14 protein-coding genes and 1 tRNA gene are annotated in these 15,815 nt (G+C 53.7%); 12 read left to right on the forward strand and 3 right to left on the reverse strand.

Going from position 1 to position 15,815, the window contains the following annotated elements:
- Positions 1-28: 28 nt before the first annotated feature.
- The gene (locus tag GILYN3_RS13340; RefSeq protein WP_049723451.1) at positions 29-427 is read right to left on the reverse strand and encodes a RidA family protein; all 399 of its coding nucleotides are present in this window, start codon (positions 425-427) and stop codon (positions 29-31) included.
- A gap of 155 nt (positions 428-582) precedes the next feature.
- Between GILYN3_RS13340 and GILYN3_RS13345 the strand changes: the two genes are divergently transcribed.
- Positions 583-1,164 carry a TetR/AcrR family transcriptional regulator gene (locus tag GILYN3_RS13345; RefSeq protein ID WP_049723452.1) on the forward strand — a complete coding sequence of 194 codons (582 nt, stop codon included), beginning with the start codon at positions 583-585 and terminating at the stop codon, positions 1,162-1,164.
- Positions 1,165-1,335: 171 nt separating this feature from the next.
- Here the strand turns inward: GILYN3_RS13345 and GILYN3_RS13350 are convergent, their stop codons facing one another.
- Entirely contained in the window at positions 1,336-3,177 is a 1,842-nt protein-coding gene (locus tag GILYN3_RS13350) for a serine/threonine-protein kinase (protein ID WP_049723453.1), read from the reverse strand.
- 280 nt (positions 3,178-3,457) lie between these two features.
- On the opposite strand from GILYN3_RS13350, the gene bioB reads away from it, so the two are divergent.
- From bioB to GILYN3_RS13385, 7 genes are all read left to right on the forward strand, one after another.
- On the forward strand, positions 3,458-4,519 hold the full coding sequence (bioB, locus tag GILYN3_RS13355; RefSeq protein WP_049723454.1) for a biotin synthase BioB: 1,062 nt from the start codon (positions 3,458-3,460) through the stop codon (positions 4,517-4,519).
- 32 nt (positions 4,520-4,551) lie between these two features.
- The gene (gene bioF / locus GILYN3_RS13360) at positions 4,552-5,715 is read left to right on the forward strand and encodes an 8-amino-7-oxononanoate synthase (RefSeq protein ID WP_049723455.1); all 1,164 of its coding nucleotides are present in this window, start codon (positions 4,552-4,554) and stop codon (positions 5,713-5,715) included.
- A gap of 1 nt (position 5,716) precedes the next feature.
- Complete coding sequence (gene bioC, locus GILYN3_RS16560; RefSeq protein ID WP_084005444.1) at positions 5,717-7,312, forward strand: malonyl-ACP O-methyltransferase BioC; 1,596 nt, start codon at positions 5,717-5,719, stop codon at positions 7,310-7,312.
- A complete protein-coding gene (gene bioD, locus GILYN3_RS13370; RefSeq protein WP_049723456.1) occupies positions 7,312-7,998 on the forward strand; it encodes a dethiobiotin synthase in 687 nt (228 codons plus the stop codon). Before bioC ends, bioD begins: the two co-directional genes overlap by 1 nt.
- A 237-nt stretch (positions 7,999-8,235) precedes the next feature.
- Positions 8,236-8,472 carry a hypothetical protein gene (locus GILYN3_RS13375; RefSeq protein ID WP_049723457.1) on the forward strand — a complete coding sequence of 79 codons (237 nt, stop codon included), beginning with the start codon at positions 8,236-8,238 and terminating at the stop codon, positions 8,470-8,472.
- 8 nt (positions 8,473-8,480) lie between these two features.
- Entirely contained in the window at positions 8,481-9,269 is a 789-nt protein-coding gene (locus tag GILYN3_RS13380; protein ID WP_049723458.1) for a putative metalloprotease CJM1_0395 family protein, read from the forward strand.
- A 159-nt stretch (positions 9,270-9,428) separates the two neighbouring features.
- Positions 9,429-9,608, forward strand: coding sequence for a DUF3094 family protein (locus GILYN3_RS13385; protein ID WP_049723459.1), 180 nt, complete (start codon positions 9,429-9,431; stop codon positions 9,606-9,608).
- An 18-nt stretch (positions 9,609-9,626) separates the two neighbouring features.
- On the opposite strand, the gene GILYN3_RS13390 is transcribed toward GILYN3_RS13385, so the two are convergent.
- On the reverse strand, positions 9,627-10,046 hold the full coding sequence (locus GILYN3_RS13390) for a DUF4399 domain-containing protein (RefSeq protein WP_049723460.1): 420 nt from the start codon (positions 10,044-10,046) through the stop codon (positions 9,627-9,629).
- Between the two features lie 477 nt (positions 10,047-10,523).
- Between GILYN3_RS13390 and GILYN3_RS13400 the strand changes: the two genes are divergently transcribed.
- The 4 genes from GILYN3_RS13400 to infB all read left to right on the forward strand — a co-directional run bounded on the left by GILYN3_RS13400 (position 10,524) and on the right by infB (position 15,791).
- Positions 10,524-10,600 (forward strand) — tRNA-Met (locus tag GILYN3_RS13400).
- Between the two features lie 469 nt (positions 10,601-11,069).
- Positions 11,070-11,525 (forward strand): ribosome maturation factor RimP, encoded by a 456-nt coding sequence (gene rimP / locus GILYN3_RS13410; protein WP_049723463.1) that lies wholly within the window; start codon positions 11,070-11,072, stop codon positions 11,523-11,525.
- Positions 11,526-11,567: 42 nt separating this feature from the next.
- Positions 11,568-13,049 carry a transcription termination factor NusA gene (nusA, locus tag GILYN3_RS13415; RefSeq protein ID WP_049723464.1) on the forward strand — a complete coding sequence of 494 codons (1,482 nt, stop codon included), beginning with the start codon at positions 11,568-11,570 and terminating at the stop codon, positions 13,047-13,049.
- A gap of 54 nt (positions 13,050-13,103) precedes the next feature.
- The gene (gene infB, locus GILYN3_RS13420) at positions 13,104-15,791 is read left to right on the forward strand and encodes a translation initiation factor IF-2 (RefSeq protein WP_049723465.1); all 2,688 of its coding nucleotides are present in this window, start codon (positions 13,104-13,106) and stop codon (positions 15,789-15,791) included.
- The last annotated feature ends 24 nt before the right edge of the window (positions 15,792-15,815 follow it).

Genomic DNA, 15,815 nt, shown 5'->3' on the forward strand with positions numbered 1-15,815 from the left:
TCATTGCTGACCTTATGCTTCTGTACTTTTATGGCGTTGCTGGAATTCTCGCGATAACTTTAATTTCAAAATCAAACCCCGCCAGCCAGGTTACGCCGACTGCTGTCCAGTTTGGGTAGGGGCGGGTATTGAATGTCTGTGCTTTCACGTCCATTATCGCGGCAAACTGATTTTCGGGATCGGTATGAAAAGAGGTAACGTCGATAATATCGTCCAAGCTGCAATCGGCGGCGGCCAATACGGCTTTTAAATTTTCAAAGGCGAGTGCTACTTGTCGTTTAAAGTCCGGCTCTGGGGTGCCATCTTCGCGGCTCCCTACTTGGCCCGAGACAAACAGCAAGTCGCCGGACTTTATGGCAGCCGAATAGCCGTGGGCATCGTATAAGGCGTGTCTGTTGGTTGGGAATATGGCTTCGCGTTGCATCATAATTTACCTTTTGTATCCGTTAAATCGCTGTTAAGAGTAATGTTGCAGAATCGACTACGCATTTGAGGTGTCGGCCAACTCCACATACGAGATGTATGTCAAATTACTCTACATACGGCGCGTATGTCAATTGCTTTGTGAGATAACGAAAAACGATGAATAAACGTGATGAAAGTGCCCGGGAAAATAAAACCAAATTGATTGCGACCGCTCGCCAAGCTTTTGCCGAGCATGGTTATGCTGCTGCATCCATGGATGAATTAACGGCAGCAGCGGGGCTTACTCGCGGCGCTCTTTACCACAGCTTTGGCAATAAGCGCGGGTTGTTTGCAGCGGTTGTAGAGCAAATGGATTCAGAGATGGCGCAATATGCACAAGCTGTAGGCGATAAATCCGCAGGCGATTGGGAGGGTTTATTGGCCGAGGGGACTGCGTATATCGAGAAAGCCCTCGACCCTGAATTTCAGCGTATCGTTTTGCTGGATGGCCCTGCGGTACTGGGTGACCCCTCTCAATGGCCAAGCCAGAGCAGTTGTTTGCAGGCAACTATTGCGATTGTCGAAAAGTTGATTAACGAGCAAGCCCTTAAGCCGGTGGACACCGAAGCGGCGGCAAGGCTGCTAAATGGCGCGGCCTTGAATGCAGCGCTGTGGGTTGCAGCCAGCGACACGCCGAAAAAGGTGTTGCCAAAAGCCATAGAGGCTTTTCGGATACTGGCGGCGGGCTTGTTGAAATAACGGGTGCGAGTAAGCATTAGCTTTGTAGGCTTTTAATAAAAAAACCTAGGAGGCAAGTTAAAACTTGCCTTTAGATGGTATTAAAGGCCGCCCTTGTTAAGGCCATGTCTTGTGTTGATTCGGTAATGCCATTCTCATTTTTATGGCGGCAGCTAAGCCGCCACATTGTGGCTATTGAGCCGCATCCCTTAAGTTTCTAGACAATTCATCAACCATTGCTTGGGCCGCCGTGTTGGTTTGTGTTTTGGCGTTGAGGTTGGTGTAGCGCACCGGCTCGCCCCAGGTGCCTAATTGCGTGCGTGCGACTAAGTCGTAGCCGGTTAGGTTTATTTGGCCGGTGTATAGCGTGTCTTGCTGGCCGTAATAACTTAATGGTTCTGAGTCGAGTGTTACGGCGTTTACGACAACCAAGAAGCGTCCGCCGGCTTCCATGATTGGTGTGCGTACATCGGCAAGTGCCGGTAGTGGAGCGCTAGTGTCGCCGCCAAGCCCCGCGATAAAAGCGCTGTCTAATAGCGTTAAACCGTTGTTGCGAGCAGCTTGGTTCAGCATTTGCCGCAGTTCGTGGGCCAGCACTGGGTCTCCACGTACGACGACTACGGTATCGGTGGGGGCAACAGCTGGAGTTGTTTTGTGGCTATGCTGGGCTGTCGTGTTATTAGTCGCAACAGGCGTTTCTGCAGCGGTGGTATCGACAGTGGCTGGCGCTAAAGTGGCGGCTGTTGTGTTGTTGCCGGTGGCGGTTACGGGTGTGTCGGCTGCCGCTGCGGCCGAGTATGATTGGCTGGCCGTGTGATCTTGATCGGTGGTGAGTTGTGGTTCGGTTGCGTCTGCGATGTTTGTGCTTTTAGGTGTGTTAGCGGCTGCGTTTTCTGCGGTATTTACGGCGTTTGTGGTGGCGGCTTCTGTTGTTTTAGTCGTTATTACCACCGCTGCTTTGGGTGCCGCTGCGGCCTCTTCTGGCAAAAGCTTGGGGGCGGGCGCGGTGCCGTTTAGTGCTTCGCTTAAGGGGGCGCGCCACCAGTAACCCGCCGCTCCCACGGCCAGCAATAATAACGGTAATGCCAGCCATGCCCGTCGCCGCGAAGGTGATGTTTGGGTGCTAGCGGGGGATACGGGGGGCACGGTATTGCTCGTTGCGGTGCCCGCTAGATATAGGCGTATATCTGCGGCCAGTTGATCGCAGTTTTGGTAGCGCTCTTCGGGGTCTTTGGCAATCATCTTTGCCAGTATTTTTTGCAGCTCGGCATCAACGGCGGGGTTAAGGTCGTGAATGTTTGGTGCCGGGTGCTCGACGACTTGCAGCATTTGCCCCATGGGGCTGTCATCGTCAAAGGGTTTACGGCCCGCTAGCATTTCAAACAGTACTACCCCCAACGAAAAAATATCCGAGCGCGCATCAACCGTGTGGCCCTTAAAAATTTCCGGGCTAACGTAACCGGTGGTGCCCACAAAGTGCCCGGTGGCGGTGAGGTTGTCGCTTGAGTCTCGGGCGAGGGCAATGCCAAAATCGGCAATTTTAAGAGTGCCGGTGCTATCGACCATTAAGTTGGACGGTTTAATGTCGCGGTGAATAATGCCGCTTTGGTGGGCGGCGGCCAGCCCTTTGGCCGCTTGCAGTATCATTTTAGCGGCCTTGTCTGGGCTAAACACGCCGCGCTCGGCCAGTAGGTCGGTGATGGTGTCGCCTTCAACGCACTCCATAACAAAAAAGGGTATGCGGTTATCGTCGCCGGTATAGTAAATATGCACAATGTTTGGGTGGTTGAGCGCAGCAACGCTTTTAGCCTCGCGGGCAAAGCGCAATACCAGCTCTTGGTCGTCGGCTAAATGGGGGGCTAATACTTTGATGGCGACGTAACGATTAAGCGAGCTTTCGTAAGCGCGGTAGACGGTTCCCATACCGCCACGGCCCAGCTCAGAGACAACCTCGTAATGGCCAATCTTACGCCGCTCGGAGGGCTCTTTGCTGGGCGTATTGTTAATTTGCGTTTTATCGTTGTCGCCGGTCATTGCCGTTTCCCTCGCATACCTGCTGTTATCTGTTTTAGCTTTATATATTAACGCCGTATCTTAGCGGCCGCATTAAAATAAAACGTAACGGTCGGGCGGTTGTCCTGAGTGGGCGCAACGCGGAGTCTCTGGCCGCCAGCTGGGTTGCTTGAGTTGTTAACCCCCGCGCGTCTTTTGGGTTGACAGTTCCATCGCACAGATTACTATAGGCGCTTAATCGAGATCGGCCAGTGCCTGTGAGGCACTTTGCGGATCAATCAAAAAACACTCGGATGCTCCTATGAACGCCTCTGTTATTGCTACTGCTGTACGTCACGATTGGACCCGCGCTGAAATTATGGCGCTGTTTACTCAGCCGTTTAACGATCTGTTGTTTCAGGCGCAAACGGTGCATCGTGCGCACTTTAATCCCAATGAGGTTCAGGTAAGCACCTTGTGCTCGATCAAAACAGGCGCTTGCCCAGAAGATTGCGCTTACTGCCCGCAAAGCGCCCGCTACGATACCGGCCTTGAGCGCGAGCGCTTGATGGCGGTAGAAAAGGTAGTCGAGGAAGCTCGCGCGGCTAAAGCCTCTGGCGCAACCCGCTTTTGTATGGGCGCCGCTTGGCGCTCGCCCAAGGGTAAAGATATGCCTTATGTCACCAAAATGGTGCAAGAGGTTAAGTCGCTGGGTTTAGAAACCTGCATGACTTTGGGCATGCTGGATGAGAAGCAAGCCGACGATTTAGCCGCCGCAGGGTTGGATTATTACAACCACAATTTGGATACATCGCCTGAGTATTACGGCGAGGTGATTACTACGCGGACTTACCAAGACCGTTTAGAAACGTTGGGTAATGTTCGTGCAGCGGGTATGAAAGTCTGCTGTGGCGGTATTGTCGGTATGGGTGAAGAGGCCGAAGACCGCGCGGGCCTGCTGCAACAGTTGGCCAATATGCCTGAGCACCCCGAGTCTGTACCCATCAATATGTTGGTAAAAGTGGCCGGTACGCCGCTTGAGCAAGAGGCTGACCTCGACCCGCTGGAGTTTATCCGCACCATCGCGGTGGCGCGTATTTTGATGCCGCACTCTCACGTGCGCTTGTCGGCGGGGCGTGAAGAAATGAGCGATGAAATGCAGGCGATGACATTTTTTGCCGGTGCCAATTCGATTTTTTACGGCGAGAAGCTGCTGACTACGGCCAACCCTGAATCGAACAAAGATATGCAGCTGTTTAAGCGTTTGGGCATTAAGCCCGAGTCGCGCGAAGTGCACGAAGACGACGGTGAGGCCGAAGCGTCGATTGCCGCCTCGCTAGAAGCGGTGCACAACGACCAGTTCTTTTACGATGCGGCGCAATAACGCAACCTAGCTACGCAGCTTAAGCGAACCCCATGAATCCCTTTGATCAACACCTGCAGGCGGTGCTCGATGAGCGCCGCCTGCAGCACCGCTATCGTCAGCGCCGCGAAATTGGCTCGGCCCAAGGGCCCGTGTTAAACGTTGATGGCCGCAAGGTTATCGGCTTTTGCAGTAACGACTACCTAGGCCTGGCGGCGCACCCCGAGTTAATTGATGCCATGAGCCAAGCCGCCCGCGAGCTGGGCGTAGGCAGTGGCGCCTCGCATTTGGTGTGCGGCCACTCGCGCGAGCATCATGAGCTTGAGCGTGAAATTGCCGAGTACACCGGCCGCGAGCGAGCCTTGTTGTTCTCTACCGGTTATATGGCAAATCTAGGGGCTATTACGGCGCTGGTAGGCAAGGGCGACGCTATTTGGCAGGACCGCCTTAACCATGCCTCTATGCTGGATGCCGGTGCTCTCTCGGGCGCGCGCTTTGGTCGTTTTTTACATAATAGCCCAGCCAGCTTAAAGGCCAAATTAGCTGGTTTTTCTGGCGCCCGTCAGTTGGTGGCGGTAGATGGTGTGTTTAGTATGGATGGTGATTTAGCGCCACTGCCCGAGCTTGCCAGCACCGTGCGCGAACACAGTGGTTGGCTGATGGTCGATGACGCCCACGGTTTTGGTTGCCTGGGTAAGACCGGTGCCGGAATTTGCGAGCACTTTGGTTTAAGCCAGCTTGATGTGCCGGTACTGATGGGTACATTGGGTAAAGCGATGGGCAGCTTTGGGGCGTTTATTGCCGGCTCCGAGCGTTTGATCGAGGCGCTTATTCAGTTATCGCGCAGTTATATTTATACCACCGCTATGCCGCCCGCCGTTGCCGCGGCTACCCGCGTCAGCTTGCGCTTGGCGCAGGCCGAGTCTTGGCGCCGGACCCATTTGGAGGAGCTGATTGTGCGCTTTCGCCAGGGTGCGAGTGAACTGGGCTACCAGTTGATGGATTCGCCCACGGCCATCCAACCGATAATGATTGGCGCCGATGCTGATGCAATGGCCTTGTCCGAGGCGCTGTATCAACGCGGTTATTGGGTGAGCGCGATTCGTCCACCCACTGTTCCCGCCGGCAGTGCTCGGTTGCGCGTCACCTTAACCGCCGCTCATAGCCACGCCCAGCTCGATGGGCTGTTGGCCGCTTTAAAGGATGTGCGTCAGTAACATGTCCCTCTCTGTTGAACGTTTATCCTCTGGCGCTAATCGCGGACGCGACCCTATCGTCCTGTTGCACGGCTGGGGTTTTGATTCGCGTGCGATGGCTCCTTTAGCTTGGGCGTTACAACCGTTGGCGGATGTGTGGCTGGTCGATTTACCCAGCTTTGGCGGTTCTGCGTCACTGCCCGCGTGGCGTTGTGAGCAAGTGCTAGAGCAGCTTGCGGCATCCTTGCCTAAGCGCTGTCAGTTAGTGGGTTGGTCGTTGGGTGGAATGCTGGCGACACAGTTTGCCCACGCTTATCCCGCGCGCGTCAGTCGCTTAGTGACGCTTGCGAGCAATGCTTGTTTTGTCGCTCAGCGAGACTGGCCCGATGCCATGACCTCAGCGGTTAACCGACAATTTAATACGGCTTTTACGGCGCAGCCGCTGGCAACTGCGCGACGTTTTGCGGCGCTGGTAGCGGCGGGCAGTAGTGCCGAGCGCGAGCGTTTAAAGCAATTGCGCCTGTGGCTGAGCAACCCGCTGGAAAGTGACGAGAGTGTCAATAATTGGCGCGCCGCGCTTGATTACTTAGCCGCGAGTGACAATCGCGCCGCGTTGGCGCAACTGGCGTGCCCCGCGTTGCATTTGCTGGGCGAGCGGGATGCGTTGCTGCCGGTAGGTGTGGCTCCAGCGTTAACGGCGCTTAATGCGGGCCATAAGGTGACTGTGATTGCCGATGCGAGCCACGCTATGCATTTAGATCAGCCGCACGCGGTGGCGCAGGCGATAACCGATTTTTTAACGGCGGATCTTATCGGTGCTGCTCAGCGCGATAAACAACAGTTAAATAAACAGCAAGTTGCTCGATCGTTTAGTCGCGCCGCCACCACTTATGAATCTGCCGCCCGCTTGCAACGCGCGGTAGGTGAGCAGTTACTCTCTAGCATTGCGGGGCCGGCCTCGCGAGTGCTCGACCTAGGCTCGGGCACTGGGTTGTTTGGCGCAGGCTTGCGCCGCGTGACGGGTGCCGAGAATCACTGGGCGCTGGATTTGGCCGAGGGTATGTTGCGCTATGGCCGCGAGCATCACCCGGAGCCCGATGCTTGGCTGTGCGCCGACGCCGAGGCTTTACCGCTGGCGTCTGAGAGTATCGATTTAGTGTTTTCGAGCCTTGCGATTCAATGGTGCGAAAATCTTACGGCGCTATTTTCTGAGTTGTACCGAGTATTGGCCCCCGGCGGCTGTATTTATATTGCGACCTTGGGGCCCGGCACCTTAAACGAGCTGCAAAGTGCGTGGCGTGCAGTTGATGAGTATGTGCACGTTAATCATTTTATGCCGCCCGAGTTATTGTTGGCGGCAGCGCAAGCGGCAGGGTTTGTTGATGCGAGTCTGCGCGTGCATACCGAAACATTGTTTAGCGCTAATGTGCGTGAGCTCACGCGCGAGCTAAAAGGCTTGGGGGCTCATAATGTGAACCGTGGTCGACCTCAGGGGCTGACGGGGCGCAAGCAGCTACAGCTTTTGGAGGCCGCTTACGAGCAGTGTCGAGAGGCGCGTGGGCTGCCCGCGAGCTATGAGGTGGTGTATTTGTCTGCCCGCAAACCGGAGGGCGTGTAATGGCTCATTATTTTGTCACCGGCACGGATACCGATGTTGGTAAAACTTGTGTCGCGGCGGCGCTGTTATCTTTAGCGCGGCAGGCGGGTTTAACGACGGCAGCGGTTAAGCCGGTGGCGGCGGGTTGTCAATTTGTCACCGGGCGCTGGGTTAATGATGATGCGTTGTGCTTGCAGGCGCAGTGCTGGCCGCCGCTGGAGTATGCGGCGGTTAACCCTGTGGCGTTTGAGGCGCCAATTGCGCCGCACATTGCAGCGGCCGAGCAGGGGGTTAGCTTGAGTGTTACCGCATTGGCCCAGGCAAGTCGCGCAGTGTTAGCGCAAGGAGCTGACTTTGCCGTGGTGGAGGGCGCCGGTGGTTGGCGGGTGCCTTTAAGCGATACCGAAACCTTGGCCGAGCTAGCCCAAGTCTTGGCACTGCCGGTGATTTTGGTGGTGGGGATGCGTCTGGGTTGTATTAATCACGCATTGTTAAGTGTCGAGGCGATTCGGCGCGACGGCTTGCACCTTGCCGGCTGGGTGGCCAATGTGGTCGACCCTGACACCGCGAGACTCGATGCCAATATCGATACCCTGCAACGCCAGATTGCAGCACCTTGTGTGGGGGTGGTGCCTTATTTGACGGAGCCGAGCCCTGCGGCGCTGAGTGCGTATCTTAGGCTTGAGTCTCTGGAGCCGCGTGTCTAGCCGATTGATTTGGCTATAACTCCGATCTTTTTAGCCCTAACTAATCTTAGTAAGTCGTAAATAATAGCTCGTTTGACTGTTTTTTGTTCGCCCTTGGCGTTAAAATGGGCAATGTTAATCGTGTTTTGTTGGCAGTTTGTCACGCGCGGCGAGTGTTATTGTTGTTGGTTTAGCGTTATCATCGGCAACTGCGAATCAACATATGCAAATAGGCGTATGTAAATTAGGAGAGTCACTGTGGATATCGGATCTGTCGTCAACCAAAGTTTGATCGGGATGCAAAATTCGCGTGCAGAAATCACCCAGTCGGCACAGCAGATTGCTACAGCAACTACCAGCAGCGAGCCGGTCGATTTAGCCACCCCACTGATTAATATAAAACAGCAACAGCAACAGCAAGTGTTTGATAGCTCGGCCCGTGTCTTGGAAGTGGCGGATCAAGCTATTGGCGCATTGCTGGACGTTAAAGCTTAACTGTTGCCATGTTAAATACACTGCCCTCTAACTTTGCCAGCGCGGTAACCCCTTTTGCACCTTTGGGGCGCGCGCCTGTAGGGCAAGAGAGCGCGGAGCTAAAAGCTTCAAGCTTTAAGCCGTTAGAGGAGGGGGCCGAGTCTGCCCGAGGTGAAAACCGCCGGGCCACAGAAGATCGCCCTAGTGAGGTTGAAGAGCGTGAGCGCACCCGTGCTGACGCGGCGGCCAAAGCGGTCGAAGCCCAAGAATTAAAAGAGCGCCAAGGGCAAATAGCCGAGTTGGCTAAGCGCGATCGCGAAGTGCGCGCCCACGAACGCGCCCATGCGGCGGCTGGTGGCCAGTTTGCCGGCGCCCCCAGTTACGAAACAACCCGCGGCCCCGATGGCGTTAATTACGCAGTGGCGGGCGAGGTTAAGATTGATACCAGCCCAGTGGCCGGGGATCCTCAGGCTACGTTAGAAAAAGCGTTGCAGGTGCATGCGGCGGCCATGGCCCCCGCAGAGCCTTCGTCTCAAGATCGATTGGTGGCGGCCGATGCGTCCCGCATGGCGGCTGACGCCCGTGCTGAGCTGGCGCAATTGGTGCGTGAAGACTTAGCGCAAAGTCAGGCGCCCGCTGGCGATGAAGAGCAAGACGAGGCGTCACCGCAAGCGGCCGCGGCCGGTAGCGATGACGACACCGCCGCGCCTAAAGCGCCACTGCCTATTAACCCAGAGTTATTTCTTTACAGTAGTGGTGCTAACAATGCCGCCGAGCCAGCCGCAGGGCTTTACAGTGCGGTAGATCTGCGCGCCTAAGCTGCCCACTATTTCCCGGTGTAACCCCGTCCGTTCTGAATTACCCGCTTAGTTACTCGCTTTTACTTTTATATTGCTTGCCGCTGGACTACGACAAGGTTGGCCAAGCGACGGCAGCTTGCTATTCTCTGCTGCAATATCACAGTGAGGGATTTAAGTATGCCGAGTAAGTTGTCGCCCGAAGATCAAGCGCGTGTAGACCGGGTTATTAACCGCGGCGTTCACAGTGTTGAGCGTCGCCCCTTTAAGCTCAAAACACTTTTCTTTGGGTTGATTATATTTTTGACCGCGCTAAGCCTGTTGAGCTACGTCATTGCCTGGTATCACGGGGTCGTCTAACCGACCCCGTGGCACGGTTTACTTGACGGTAATGGTGATTTTGTCTGACATGACCGGTGAGCTGTGCGGGCGGTGTAGGTAATCGCCTAGCAACAGTTGCAGGGTATGTTCGCCGGGAGCCAACTCTAGGGTGGTTTCGGTTTGGCCGCCACCAAAGTGTATGTGGTTCTGGTCGGCGGCAATCGGTTGCGTTAGGTCGGGCATTTCTTTTACGTCGATCAGCAGGTGATGGTGTCCTGTGTTGTCGCGCTCGACGCCTGCGGGTGCGACTCCCATACCGCTAAGCCCAAACTTCACGGTCACAGGGTTAGATACGCTGGCGCCATCGGCGGGCGCAATAATATAGACGCTGGGCTCGGCCGCTAAAACAGTGCTGCAGAGTAAAGTGCTGGCCAGTGAGAGTCCGATCAGTTGGGTTTTTAGGTTTGGAAGTTTCATAGGCGTACCTTTTGTCAGTTGCGTCAAATGATGGCGCGCAGAGTGCAATGCTAGTCGCCCTATGCGAACCGTTGTTTGTAAATTAGCGGCGCAGCTTGATTGGCACCGATTTGGCCTCGATTATAGGGGGGCTAAGGCGTTATGTCATATTGTGGTGTTAGCTAGGCTGCCGGAGTGGTTTAGTTTTGTGTTTGGCCTGCGCCGATGACTGTTAAAAAGTGATTATTCACCCGCGTACCACTTACTATATCCTCTTTAGTTAACGTCTTTGCTCGGTAATTTGCATTGTTACCCGCCTTGCCGAGCTGCAATTTGGTGTTGTAGGTTGTTTTGCAGTCGTATTGGTTTGTATCTGAGCGCCCAGGCATCTAAGTTGCGGTAATTTAAAAGTATTTCGTAAACGGGGTTGACCGATACTCAAGTGCTCCCTATAATGCGCCACCTCGGTTCAGGGAAATCCCAGAAGCGAGTTGATGATGCGGGGTGGAGCAGCCTGGTAGCTCGTCGGGCTCATAACCCGAAGGTCGTTGGTTCGAATCCAGCCCCCGCTACCAAATTACAGTTTAATGTTTTGATTTGAGCTTCGGCTCATTAAAGACAGTTAAGCTAATATGGATACTTTAAGTGTCCGTCGGTGCGCATAGTTTGTGCGTGCAGGCAGCTTACCGGGGCTGCTAGTTACACAGGTCATTGGGTTTTTGCAGGTGTGTGTGCAAGTCTCTAATGATTGTTGCGTGAACGTGCGCAATCTTTAAAGCCCCTGTTAGGGGCTTTTTTGTATCTGAAAATCAGTGGTTCGCCGCTGCCACTTATCGGTGGTGCAGATGTAAAGATGGGCCTAGGGCCCATTTTTTGTTTTTGGGCTGAATCGTGCGTCAAGTGCAAAGGCTGGACGCGCAACGATTGAGTTTATCTGCATCATTCGGCTTGCGGGTTGATCCGCTGTCATTTTGGAGCTGTACATTGGTGCGGCTCCTTGTTCGTTTAAACCGTTTTGTGTAATCAGTTTGTCGGGGGCAATGTATGGCGTCGAAAGAAGAGCAGTTGGTTGCGATGTTTGCCCCTGCGGTTACTGCATTGGAGTGCGAACTTTGGGGGCTTGAATACGTCACCAGTGGCCCGAGCAAGGTATTGCGTGTTTATATCGATAAAGCCGATGGTGTGGCGCTGGAAGATTGCGAAAAAGTCAGTCGCCAGCTTAGCAGCTTGATGGACGTTGAAGATCCTATCGCAGGCGAGTACAGCCTAGAGGTGTCATCACCCGGCATGGATCGTCCGCTTTATACGCTTGAGCAGTTCCAGCGCTATATCGGCAATGTTATTACAGTTAAGTTGCGAGTCCCCTTTGATGGGCGGCGTAACTTTAAAGGAAAAATGATCGGCATCGAAGATGGAGATGTCGTGGTGGTGGTAGATAATGAAGAATATCTGCTGCCGGTAGACTCGATTGAGAAAGCGAATATTGTCCCCCAGTTTTAATCAGACGATTTGATTGGCCCAGGAGTTGAACGAGGCAAACTCATGAACAAAGAAATTTTGCTTGTCGCCGACGCGGTATCCCACGAAAAAGGCGTAGAAAAAGACGTAATTTTTGAGGCGATTGAAAGTGCTTTGGCGATGGCCAGTAAAAAGCGTTTTGATGAAGACTCAACTATTGAGGTGACCATTGATCGCGCCACTGGTGATTACGATACATATCGTAGTTGGGAAGTGGTTGCCGATGATGTGTTGGCTGAGCTGGGTACGCAACTAACCACTCAAGAAGCCGAAGAGGCAGACCCTAACTTAAAGGTCGGCGATATTCACCGTGAAAAAATTGAAAACGTAGAATTTGGTCGCATTGCGGCACAAACCGCCAAGCAAGTTATTGTGCAAAAAGTTCGTGAAGCCGAACGTGCGCAAATGGTCGACGAGTATTTGGACCGTGTTGGCGAGCTGGTAAGCGGTACCGTTAAAAAGGTAACCCGCGATAGCGTTATTGTTGATTTGGGTAATAATGCCGAGGCGTTGTTGCCGCGCGATCAGTTGGTCGGGCGTGAGATTTTTCGCATGGGCGACCGTGTGCGTGCGTTGTTGCAGGATGTTCGCTCGGAAGCGCGTGGCCCGCAATTGTTTTTGAGCCGCGCAAGCTCTGAGATGTTGGTTGAGCTGTTTAAAATCGAAGTGCCAGAAATATCTGAAGGCATTATCGAAATGAAAGGCGCTGCACGCGACCCTGGGTTGCGCGCTAAAATTGCGGTAAACACTAATGATGGTCGTATCGATCCCGTAGGTGCCTGTGTTGGTATGCGCGGTTCGCGAGTGCAAGCAGTATCTAATGAACTGGGTAATGAGCGCGTTGATATTGTGTTGTGGGACGATAACCCTGCGCAGTTTGTTATCAATGCTATGTCTCCGGCCGAAATAGAATCTATTGTTGTCGACGAAGAAAGCAACACGATGGACGTTGCGGTAGCCGAAGAGAATCTCGCGATGGCTATTGGTCGTGGCGGTCAGAACGTACGTTTGGCCTGTGAACTGACCGGCTGGAACATCAACGTGATGAGCGTTGCTGACTGGCAAGAGAAACAGCAAGCCGAAACCGGCGGTTACATTCAGGTGTTTATGAACGCGCTGGATGTGGATGAAGATATTGCTGAGGTGTTGGTTGAAGAAGGTTTCACCACCATCGAAGAAGTGGCCTACGTGCCATTAGAAGAAATCGCCTCTATTGAAGGCTTTGATGAAGACGTAGCAGAGCAGCTACGTGCGCGCGCTAAAGATGCGCTTCTGACTCAAGCATTGGCATCAGAGGAGCAGCTTGAAGGAGCGGCTCCGGCAGATGACCTACTGAATATGGAAGGCATGGACAAAGAACTGGCTGTTGTGTTGGCCGGCCGTGGCATCGTCACCATGGAAGATCTTGCCGAACAGGCGATGGATGATCTTGTAGGGATTGACGGCTTGGATGAAGAGCGCGCCGCGGCATTGATTATGAAAGCCCGAGAGCCCTGGTTTGCCTAAGCGCCAGTAGCAATGATTGGTGTTGTGGGCAATATACGAAACTGAGGATATGAAATGGCAGAAGTAAAAGTTAGCGAACTCGCCAAATCAGTGGGTACTCCCGTTGAGCGACTGCTGAAGCAAATGCAGGAAGCTGGGCTGAAGCATACCGCTGAGGATGCATTGGTCTCTGATGAAGAAAAGCAGCAGCTGTTGGCTTATTTAAAGACTAGCCACGGCGAGTCGGCGTCAGAAGAGCCGAGCAAAATTACTCTCAAGCGTAAAACCACTACGACCCTAAAAACGGGTAGTGGCAGTGGACGCAAGACGGTAAATGTTGAAGTGCGTAAAAAGCGCACCTACGTCAAGCGTACGCCCACCGAACTGCCAGAAGATGAAGTGGTAGAGGATGTGGTGGATGCTCCGCTAGAGGTGCCCGAAGTAGTGGTAGCGCCCGAGCCTATCGTTGAGCCTGAGCCTATCGTTGAGCCGGAAGCACCGGTGGTTGAAGTGCCAGCCGCAGAAGAGGCGGTAACGCCGCCACAGCGCAGCTCATTTGTGGATGACATAGAAGAAAAACGTCAAGCCGCACAAGGCCGTCGCAAAGCCGAAGAGGCGGCGCGTGAAGCCCAGTTGCGTGAACAAGAGGAAGCCAAAGCTGCCGAGAAGGTCGCCGCTGAAGCTAAGCCTGCCGCAAAAGTAAGCAAGCCTGCAGCCGCTAAGCCTGCAGCACCGGCTCCGCAAGTGGCTCCTGCCGCCGATAAGCCAGACACTAAGCACGGTCGTAAGAAAGATCGTCGCAGCGGTGGCCCGGATGATGAGGATAACCCACGCGCAAAACGTGCGGGCAAAGCCGGTAAAAAAGGCATGGGTCCTAAAAAATCATCTAAAGCCGACTTGTACGAGCTGGCAAATGATGATGTCGATCAAGCGTTTTTGGCTCGTCGTAAAGCCGCACGCGCGGCCCACAAAGCATCTAACCAGCACGGTTTTAAGAGACCCTCGCAGAAAATAACTCACGAGGTGGAAGTGCCTGAAACGATTCTTGTGTCTGAGCTTGCTCAGCGTATGAACGTTAAGGCGGGCGATGTGATTAAGCAGTTGATGAAGCTTGGCGTTATGGCCAACATTAATCAGCCGCTCGATCAAGAAACCGCTCAGCTAGTGGTCGAAGAAATGGGTCACAGCGTTAAGCTGGTGACTGAAAATGACATCGAAATTCATCTTGAAGAGCAAATCAAGGTAGAGGGTGAAGAGGTATCACGTGCTCCTGTTGTGACCGTTATGGGTCACGTCGATCACGGTAAGACCTCGTTACTCGATTATATTCGTAAAGCGAAAGTTGCCTCTGGCGAAGCCGGTGGTATTACTCAGCATATTGGTGCTTACCGGGTTAAAACCAGCCAGGGCGAAATTGCCTTCTTGGATACTCCCGGTCACGCTGCCTTTACCGCAATGCGTGCTCGCGGTGCTCAGTGTACCGATGTGGTGATCTTAGTAGTTGCAGCCGATGACGGTGTAATGCCGCAAACGGAAGAAGCTATTAACCACGCCAAGGCCGCTGGTGTACCAATGGTTGTTGCGATTAACAAATGCGACAAAGAAAGTGCCGATCCAGATCGCGTTAAAAACGAGTTGGTTGCCAAAGGCGTTGTGCCAGAAGATTGGGGTGGTGACACTCAGTTTGTACAAGTTTCTGCGCACACAGGTGCGGGCGTTGATGAGTTGCTTGAAGCGATTTCATTGCAAGCTGAACTGCTTGAGCTAAAAGCGGTTGTTGATGCTCCAGCGCGTGGTGTTGTGGTCGAGTCGCGAATTGATAAGGGCCGCGGTGTTGTGGCGACCTTATTGGTACAGCAAGGCACGCTTAAGCACGGCGATTTAGTGTTGGCGGGTCAAAGCTACGGCCGTGTACGCGCCGCTACCAATGAGCTGGGCCAACAAGTTAAAAACGTCGGGCCATCATCGCCGGTAGAGATTCTTGGTTTGGACGCAGCGCCAAGCGCCGGTGACGATTTTGTCGTCTTGGATGATGAGCGTAAAGCGCGTGAAATGGCTGAGTACCGCCAAGAGAAAGAGCGCTCTGACCGAATGAAGCGTCAGCAAGCTGCCAAGCTTGAAAACATGTTTGCCGGTATGGACGGCGCCGAGACAAAAGTCTTGCCGGTGGTTGTTAAAACCGACGTGCGCGGTTCGCTCGAAGCAATTTTGGCTTCATTGGCCGATATCGGCAACGAAGAAGTTGAAGTTCGAGTGGTGTCATCTGGTGTTGGTGGTATTACCGACAGCGATATCAACTTGGCGTTAACCGCTAACGCGATTGTGCTTGGCTTTAATGTTCGTGCAGGTAGTGCTACGCGCCGCATGGCCGAACAAGAAAGCGTTGAAATTCGCTACTACAGCATTATTTATCAGTTGCTGGATGAAGTGAAAAGCGCATTGTCGGGTATGCTTGATCCTGAGCGTGTCGAAGAGATTATTGGTATTGCTGACGTACGTGAAGTGTTTAGTTCGCCTAAGTTTGGCCAAGTGGCCGGCTGTATGGTGACCGAAGGCACCGTGTACCGTAACAAGCCTATTCGTGTTCTGCGCGATAACGTGGTTATTTTTGAAGGCGAGCTCGAGTCATTGCGCCGCTTTAAAGACGACGTTAACGATGTCCGCAACGGTGTAGAGTGTGGTATCGGCGTGAAGAACTACGACGTAAAAGTCGGCGATCAGATCGAAGTCTTTGACGTTAAAGAGGTGGCTCGCGAACTGTAATGGTTGCGTGATCCTCTCGCCCCG

This window comes from Gilvimarinus polysaccharolyticus, assembly GCF_001187555.1.
In the GTDB taxonomy this organism is placed as follows: Bacteria; Pseudomonadota; Gammaproteobacteria; order Pseudomonadales; family Cellvibrionaceae; genus Gilvimarinus; species Gilvimarinus polysaccharolyticus.

Bases quoted from the DNA above. Each gene is read 5' to 3' on its own strand.
- bioC (WP_084005444.1), top strand. From the start codon at position 5,717: ATGTCCCTCTCTGTTGAACGTTTATCCTCTGGCGCTAATCGCGGACGC.
- GILYN3_RS13345 (WP_049723452.1), top strand. From the start codon at position 583: ATGAATAAACGTGATGAAAGTGCCCGGGAAAATAAAACCAAATTGATT.
- GILYN3_RS13385 (WP_049723459.1), top strand. From the start codon at position 9,429: ATGCCGAGTAAGTTGTCGCCCGAAGATCAAGCGCGTGTAGACCGGGTT.
- bioD (WP_049723456.1), top strand. From the start codon at position 7,312: ATGGCTCATTATTTTGTCACCGGCACGGATACCGATGTTGGTAAAACT.
- GILYN3_RS13340 (WP_049723451.1), bottom strand. From the start codon at position 427: ATGATGCAACGCGAAGCCATATTCCCAACCAACAGACACGCCTTATAC.
- GILYN3_RS13380 (WP_049723458.1), top strand. From the start codon at position 8,481: ATGTTAAATACACTGCCCTCTAACTTTGCCAGCGCGGTAACCCCTTTT.
- infB (WP_049723465.1), top strand. From the start codon at position 13,104: ATGGCAGAAGTAAAAGTTAGCGAACTCGCCAAATCAGTGGGTACTCCC.
- rimP (WP_049723463.1), top strand. From the start codon at position 11,070: ATGGCGTCGAAAGAAGAGCAGTTGGTTGCGATGTTTGCCCCTGCGGTT.
- GILYN3_RS13390 (WP_049723460.1), bottom strand. From the start codon at position 10,046: ATGAAACTTCCAAACCTAAAAACCCAACTGATCGGACTCTCACTGGCC.
- nusA (WP_049723464.1), top strand. From the start codon at position 11,568: ATGAACAAAGAAATTTTGCTTGTCGCCGACGCGGTATCCCACGAAAAA.
- bioB (WP_049723454.1), top strand. From the start codon at position 3,458: ATGAACGCCTCTGTTATTGCTACTGCTGTACGTCACGATTGGACCCGC.
- bioF (WP_049723455.1), top strand. From the start codon at position 4,552: ATGAATCCCTTTGATCAACACCTGCAGGCGGTGCTCGATGAGCGCCGC.
- GILYN3_RS13350 (WP_049723453.1), bottom strand. From the start codon at position 3,177: ATGACCGGCGACAACGATAAAACGCAAATTAACAATACGCCCAGCAAA.